7 protein-coding genes and 1 pseudogene are annotated in these 6,958 nt (G+C 68.1%); 2 read left to right on the top strand and 6 right to left on the bottom strand.

The genetic code is table 11. The features are described 5' to 3' along the window. Nucleotides 1–772: 772 nt before the first annotated feature. A complete protein-coding gene (locus tag ABZ826_RS27430; protein ID WP_361453672.1) occupies nt 773–1,969 on the top strand; it encodes a cytochrome P450 in 1,197 nt (398 codons plus the stop codon). 31 nt (nt 1,970–2,000) lie between these two features. Next, nucleotides 2,001–2,189, top strand: coding sequence for a ferredoxin (locus ABZ826_RS27425; protein ID WP_361453669.1), 189 nt, complete (start codon nt 2,001–2,003; stop codon nt 2,187–2,189). A gap of 349 nt (nt 2,190–2,538) precedes the next feature. Here ABZ826_RS27425 and ABZ826_RS27420 read toward each other — a convergent pair whose 3' ends face one another. The 6 genes and pseudogenes from ABZ826_RS27420 to ABZ826_RS27395 all read right to left on the bottom strand — a co-directional run bounded on the left by ABZ826_RS27420 (nt 2,539) and on the right by ABZ826_RS27395 (nt 6,958). Continuing rightward, on the bottom strand, nt 2,539–2,898 hold the full coding sequence (locus ABZ826_RS27420) for a hypothetical protein (protein ID WP_361453666.1): 360 nt from the start codon (nt 2,896–2,898) through the stop codon (nt 2,539–2,541). Nucleotides 2,899–3,045: 147 nt separating this feature from the next. Next, a complete protein-coding gene (locus tag ABZ826_RS27415; protein WP_361453663.1) occupies nt 3,046–3,255 on the bottom strand; it encodes a hypothetical protein in 210 nt (69 codons plus the stop codon). Nucleotides 3,256–3,857: 602 nt separating this feature from the next. Further along, nucleotides 3,858–4,001, bottom strand: a pseudogene (locus ABZ826_RS27410) (indole acetimide hydrolase); the annotation flags it as partial. Beyond that, nucleotides 4,001–4,621, bottom strand: a complete 621-nt coding sequence (locus ABZ826_RS27405; RefSeq protein ID WP_361453660.1) for an L-threonylcarbamoyladenylate synthase — start codon at nt 4,619–4,621, stop codon at nt 4,001–4,003. The pseudogene ABZ826_RS27410 and the gene ABZ826_RS27405, both read right to left, overlap by 1 nt. Before the next feature lie 253 nt (nt 4,622–4,874). Continuing rightward, nucleotides 4,875–5,813 (bottom strand): carbohydrate ABC transporter permease, encoded by a 939-nt coding sequence (locus ABZ826_RS27400; RefSeq protein WP_361453657.1) that lies wholly within the window; start codon nt 5,811–5,813, stop codon nt 4,875–4,877. Further along, complete coding sequence (locus tag ABZ826_RS27395) at nt 5,810–6,958, bottom strand: sugar ABC transporter permease (RefSeq protein ID WP_361453654.1); 1,149 nt, start codon at nt 6,956–6,958, stop codon at nt 5,810–5,812. Before ABZ826_RS27395 ends, ABZ826_RS27400 begins: the two co-directional genes overlap by 4 nt.

Below are 6,958 nucleotides of genomic sequence, written 5' to 3'. Positions count from 1 at the left end.
ACGCCGCCCACCGCTACGGTTCGATCGACAACGTGAACTCCGCCTACTGATCCGCGGACTCCACACCCACCCCGCCGCGGCCAGGGCCGGCGTGGACAGCACCGACGCTGCCCACGCCGGTCCTTCGGCATGCCGCTTGACGGGTAGTCAGGCTCCTCGGGAAGTGTGCTGCGCCTGTCGGTCGACCCCCGCGTGCCGACCCCCCCCCGTAAAAAGGTGGCGAGATGCTCTGAGGCACGCGCGGGAGGGCGGATCGGTGGCGTGAAGCTTTCGCGCTACCCCGAACCGCGTGTCTGCGCCACGGACCCGGCTGATGGGGGTGCGCGGTCCGGATGTGGTCCGCGTCGCAGACGCCGTCGTGGCCGCCGGTCCGCGCAGCGTCTCGCCCTCGACCGCGGCGTTCGAGGTGGTGTTCCGGGCGCCTGGCGCCGGGGCGCGGTCACCTCCCTGACACGCGTCCATGACACGCGTCCGCGACGTGCGTCCGCGCCCCGCGCTCCGGTACGGGGGTGTGTGCGCCAGGGAGATTCCCGGCCATAACCGGGCCCCTCGGCGGCTCCCGGGCGGGACGCATGTCGCGGAGTTAGGCTTCCGGTGAACGGCATACCCGGGCGAGGGGTGTCGCCCGAGCCCACCCACGAACCGTGGGTCCGGAGCGGAGGGGATGCCTCCGAGACGAGTTGGCCGAACATCGCGTAGACCATTTAGGTGACTGAGGCATCTAGTGGAGGGAGATCGGTAGGACCCCCTCCATTCTGTTTGTGAGGCCCCCATGGCAGATACCGAGACCGTCTCCTTCCCCCAGGACCGCACCTGTCCGTACCACCCGCCGACCGAGTACCGGCCCAAGGACGACGGACATCGGCCGCTGACCCCGGCCAGACTCTTCGACGGCCGCCGGGTGTGGCTGGTGACCGGGCACGCCGAGGCGCGTGCGCTGCTGGTGGACAAGCGGCTGTCGTCCGACCGGGAGAATCCCGCGTTCCCGATGGTCACGGAGCGGTTGGCCCGGAGTACCAAGCGTCGCGTCGAACTGCTCGGCGTCGACGACCCCGAGCACAACGAGCGGCGCCGGATGCTGATCCCGAGCTTCTCCGTGAAGCGGACCGCCGCATTGCGGCCGAGGATCCAGGAGACCGTGGACCGGCTGCTGGACGCCATGATCGAGCAGGGGCCGCCCGTCGACCTCGTGAGTGCCTTCGCGCTGCCCGTTCCCTCCATGGTGATCTGTTCGCTCCTCGGCGTTCCGTACGCCGACCACGAATTCTTCGAGTCCCAGTCGCGCAGGCTGCTGCGCGGCCCGGGAGCCGCCGATGTCGAGGATGCGCGGGCCGCACTCGACGAGTACTTCCGGACACTGATCGGGCGCAAGCGGGCCGAGCCGGGCGAGGGCCTGCTCGACGAGCTCATCGCCCAGCAGCTCGACAGCGGAGCCATCAACCGTGACGAACTGGTCCAGCTGTCCGAGATCCTGCTGGTGGCGGGCCACGAGACGACCGCGAACATGATCTCCCTGGGAACGTTCACCCTTCTCCAGTACCCGGACCAGCTCGACCGGTTGCGTGCGTCCGAGGATCTGATGCCCACCGCGGTGGAGGAACTGCTGCGGTTCCTGTCCATCGCCGATGCCATCTCACGGGTGGCCACGGAGGACATAGAGGTGGGCGGGGTGACCATCCGCGCAGGTGACGGCGTTGTGCTGGCCACTTCGGTGATCAACCGGGACGACACCGTGTACGTGGCGCCGGATGAACTGGACCTCGGCCGGCAGTCGCGCCACCATGTCGCCTTCGGCTTCGGGGTCCATCAGTGCCTCGGCCAGAACCTCGCGCGCGCCGAGTTGGAGATCGCGCTGCGTACCCTCTTCGACAGACTGCCGGAGCTGCGCCTGGCGGCACCCGTCGACGAGATCCCGTTCAAGCCCGGCGACACGATCCAGGGCATGCTCGAACTGCCCGTGGCGTGGTGACCGGACCCCTCCCGGAAAGGATGCCGCGGTGATGCGGATCAGTATCGACAAGGATGTGTGCATCGGTGCCGGCCAGTGCGCGCTGACCGCGCCGAAGGTCTTCACACAGGACGACGACGGCCTCAGTGAACTGCTGCCGGGCCATGAGGAGGACGTGACGGACCCGATGGTCAAGGAAGCTGCCCGCGTCTGCCCGGTGCAGGCGATCACTGTGGAGTAGCGATCCTGGCCGACGACCTCTTCAGCCGCCGATAGAGATCGGCGAGCCCTCAAGCGGTGTCGGTTCGTCCGTATGGCCCCCGGACGACGTGCTCACCCGTCCGGGGGCCGCTACGACGTGGAGCGGGGCGCGCCTCCTCGTGCCGGAGCCCGACGGTCTCGGCAGCGACGTCCCCGATCCCGCACGGATGGGCTCCTCGGCCGGACTGCTGCGCACCCTCATGTACCCGGGAGTGCTGCTCGCCCCCGCCACGGCACGCTCCTCCACGACGACGGAGCCACCACCGGCGGCCTCCACAGCAGGGCGGCCGGATCACGGGCTGAGCCGGCCGTCGCCATCATCGGCCCGCTCACGTACGCAGCCGCCCGGAACGGCGCAGCCGACGCCTGAGCAGCAGGAGCACGGCGAGCACAACGACCGGCGTGGCCCACCACAGTTCGGGGCCGAGGGAAGACCGGCTGAGGCCCGATCCCCCTTCGGCGGCCTGCCGCGCCTTCGAGGGAGAGGTGCCACCACCGCCCAGCCAGACCGATCCGGTGTCGGAGACAGGCATGTCCCACGACTGGTCGACACGCTCGGGCATCCTGGGCCACTTCGCCTTGAACTCGTCGTCCGCCACCTTGCGGAACGGCACCTTGGTCAGGTCGACACCACCGAACACATAAGTGTCGGTGTAGATGGTGTTGCCCTTCCTGGTCCGGTGCGTCACCTTGAACTCGCCCTTGGTGTAGGAGTCGACGTAGTCATGGAAGGTCTCGACGGGCTTCCACGAGGTGCGGGTGGTCCAATCACCGACGTCACCCTGGTCGATGAGCCCACCGTAGGCGGTGGTCTTCCGCTCACTGATCCGGCGGTACTACTCGGCCGCGACCCGACTGCGGTAGACGCGCCGGAGCGAGGCGTACTCCGGAGCGGTGTTCACGGCCCGTTCCACGCGGGGCAGGATCATGCCGCGGAAGACGGACTCGTTGTGCGCCTCGACGGATTTCTCCTGCTGTGAGCACGAGCCGGCCTGGTGAGCACCGAGCGGGTTTCGCGCGTTGAGGTACTGGGTCTCCATCTTCACCGAAAGCGGGGCGTCCAGGATGTACAGCTGATCGGATGACTCATCACCTCGGCCGGTGCCGGCACGATCCAGGTGCGCATCGACATGCACGTGCCCCGAAGCTGCTTCCAGTAACGGGCCCCGAGCTTGCTGTCCGGGTGGATCAGCTGGGCGATCGTCTTCTTCATGCGCAGGTCGGCCTGGAGCAGGACACGCCCGGCATCGGTACGTCCGAGAGCGTCGTCCACGATCCGCCGGGGCTCGCTGGGGTTGAGATTCACCCAGAACGTGGACGTCGGCAGCGTCAGCCACACGAAGAACGCATCCGAGGCCTCCCGCACGGCGTTCACGCCGTCCGACCGGCTGTTGTCATCGTTTCCGGTGGCGACGGGGGCGACGGGAACGGCACTCAAGGAGTAGCTCAGACCGGTCTTCGCCGAGCCGGTGTCGGCCATGTAGCGCAGTTCCAGGGTGGAGAAGTCGATTCCACCGGGACTGGAATCGGGCCGGCCGAGCATCCTGGCCAGGGCCGACGACGGTCCCTCGGGCGGGCACGGGCGGCTGAACGCGGTCAAGGTGATCTCGCTGCGGCCCAGACTTCGCGAGCCGAGCGAGCAATCGGTGTCGAGGAATTCGGCCCACGAGCGACGGATGCTCAGCCAGGTGCCCATCAGCTTCATGAATTCGTCCGTGCTCGCGGGCGGGGTCTGCTCCATCGCCATCTCGATATAGCGGCCCCCGCCTTCGCCTCATCGCCTCCGCACCGCTACTCGAACCGTGTGGTGTCGCCCGCCCCGCGGCGTACGATCTCGGGTTCGCCGCCGGAGTAGTCGATGACCGTCGTGGGTTCAGTGCCGCAGTCGCCCGAGTCGAGCACGGCGTCGACCACATGGTCGAGCCGTTCCTTGATCTCCCAGCCCTGCGTCAGCGGCTCGTCCTCGTCGGGCAGGAGCAAGGTGCTGGACAGCAGCGGCTCACCGAGGTCGGCAAGGAGGGCCTGAGTGACGACATGGTCGGGAATCCGTACTCCGACCGTCTTCTTCTTCGGGTGCAGCAACTGGCGTGGCACCTCCTTCGTCGCCGGAAGGATGAAGGTGTAACGGCCGGGCGTCGCCGCCTTGATCGCGCGGAACACATCGTTGTCGACATGCACGAACTGGCCCAGCTGGGCGAAGTTCTGGCACACGAGGGTGAAATGGTGACGGTCGTCGAGGTTCCGGATGGACCGGATCCGGCCGATGCCGTCCCGACTGCCCAGCCGGCACCCAAGCGCGTAACAGGAGTCCGTCGGGTATGCGACGAGCGCGCCCGATCGGATGCTGTCGGCCACGGTGCGAATGGTGCGCGTTTGAGGATTTTCGGGATGCACGTCGAAATACTTCGCCATCCGCCGAGTCTAAGGGCTCTCCCGTAATCCCTGGTGGATCAGTGTGCGGCGTCGGATGCGGTGCATCACAAGGCGGAAGGGCGTCCGCGGACTGGAAGTATTCGGGCGTTCCGACAACGCGGCGAGGCGCCGCATTCGACGCCGCGCGCCCGCTCGGGACTCCGGGACAGCCCTCAGGGTCTTTCGCATGGATCAGGCGGGTGCGGCCGGCGTGCCGGGTTCCGGCGCCGTCGGAGACCGACGGCGCCGGAAATCACTCCTTGACCGCGCCCGCGTTGGCGCCGTTCACGAAGTAGCGCTGGAAGCAGAAGAACAGCGCGGCCACCGGGATGGTGGAGAGCAGGGCGGCCGCCAGCTTCAGCGGATACTGCGTTCCGCCGCCGAGTCCGCCTGACACGAAGCGTGCCAGGCCCGTGGTGAGCGTCTCGTACTGGCCGGACTGCGTACTGACGAGGAAGTGCGTGAACTCGTTCCACGACCCCTGGAAGGACAGGATCGTCAAGGTGATCAACGCCGGTCTCGCCATCGGCAGGACGACGGACCAGAAGATCCGGAACACCCCCGCCCCGTCGACCCGCGCGGCCTCCTCGACCTCGCGCGGCACCGACTCGAAGAACTGCTTCATGATGAAGATGCCCGCCGCGTCCACCAGCAGCGGCAGGACCATGCCGGTGTACGTGTCGAAGAGCCCGAAGGTGTTGAGCACCAGGAACTTCGGGATGAGCAGGGCCACACCGGGCACCGCCATCACCGCGAGCACGAAGCCGAACAGTACCGAGCGGCCCCGGAAGCGCAGCCGCGCCAGCGCGTATCCCGCCATGGAGTCGAACAGCACCCGGCCCGCGGTGACCAGCACCGCCACCAGTGCCGAATTGCCCAGCCAGCGCAGGAACGGCACGTCCCCGCCGGCCTTGCTCAATCCGAACAGCCGCTGGTACGCGGCCGTGGTCGGAGTGGTGGGCATCAGGGCCAGCGGATGCGTGGCGGCATCCGGGTCCGTCTTGAAGCCGGTCACCAACTGGAGGACGAACGGCAGCAGATAGAGCAGACCCAGGCCCAGCACCGCAGCGTATCCCGCGAACCGCCACGGCAGCGGGAACCGGCTCAGGACGGGGCGTGCCCGGTCGCGCGACGCGGGACGGCGAGAGGAAGGCCGAGCCCGGTCGCGTACGGTCGTGCCGGCGGCGGTCATCGGTTCCTCCCGGTGCGTGCGCCACGATCCCGCAGCGCCCAGCGCTGGAACGCGGTGAGGACGAGGATCAGGGCGAGCAGGATGAACGCGATCGCCGCGCCCTGCCCGAAGTCCGCGTCCTCGAAGCCCGCGGAGTACGACAGGAAGGCGGGCGTGAGCGTCGTGTTGCCCGGAGCCCCCTGACCCATCACATACACCTGGTCGAAGACCTGCCAGGTGGAGATCAGACCCAGCGTCAGGACGAGGAACAGCACGGGACGCAGCGCGGGCAGCGTCACGTACCGGAGCATCTGGCGCCGGTTGACCCCCTCCATGGCGGCCGACTCCTCCAGCTCCCGCGGAATGTTCTGCAGTGCCGCGAGGAAGATCAGCATGAAGGTGCCGGAAGTGGTCCACACGGCGAGCAGGATGAGTGTGCACATCGCGACCGAGGGACCCGAGAGCCACTCGAACCACGACAGGCCCATGGCGGAGTGATCGGCCAGTATCCCGGTGGGCCGCTCCGGGTCGACGATTCCCAGGCCGCCCAGGATCAGCGACAGCACCCCGCGGGGATCGGCGAACCAGTTCGGTCCCTTGACTCCGATCCAGGAGAGCATGGAGTTGACGGCTCCACTGCCCTGGAAGAGAAAGAGGAAGACCGTGGAGACGGCGATGGAGCTGGTGACCGACGGGAAGAAGAACGTCGTACGGAGGGCGCCACGCCCCCGCAGCAGCTTCTGGTTGACGATCAGGGCCAGCCCCAGTGCCAGCAGGGTCTGCAGAGGGACGGTCAGCAGAACGTAATAGGCGTTGTTGCGCAGGGCGGTCGCGAAGAGTGTGCGGTCCAGTCCGTCCTGCGTGAGCAGCGACCGGTAGTTGTCCAGGCCGACGAAATCGGCCTGGCCGGAGAACGGGTTGGACTGTCCGTCCCAGTGCAGCAGGCTCACCCACAGCGCCATCAGGATGGGCAGCACCATGAACAGGCCGAGGACGAGCACCATGGGGCTGACGAACAGCCAGCCCCAGGTGCCCTCCCTGCGAAGGCCCGCGCGCCGGGCGCGAGCCTTCGCGGTCGTACCGGTCGCGCCGGGAGCGCTGTCAGGTGCGCCGGGCGTACCGGTCGTGCGGGGGGTACCGCTCGCGCGCATCGTGCGGTTGGGCAT

It is taken from the genome of Streptomyces sp. NPDC047515, from assembly GCF_040643055.1.
In the GTDB taxonomy this organism is placed as follows: domain Bacteria; phylum Actinomycetota; class Actinomycetes; order Streptomycetales; family Streptomycetaceae; genus Streptomyces.
Note: the sequence above shows the minus strand (reverse complement) of the source record. Positions and strands in the feature narration are given on the sequence as shown.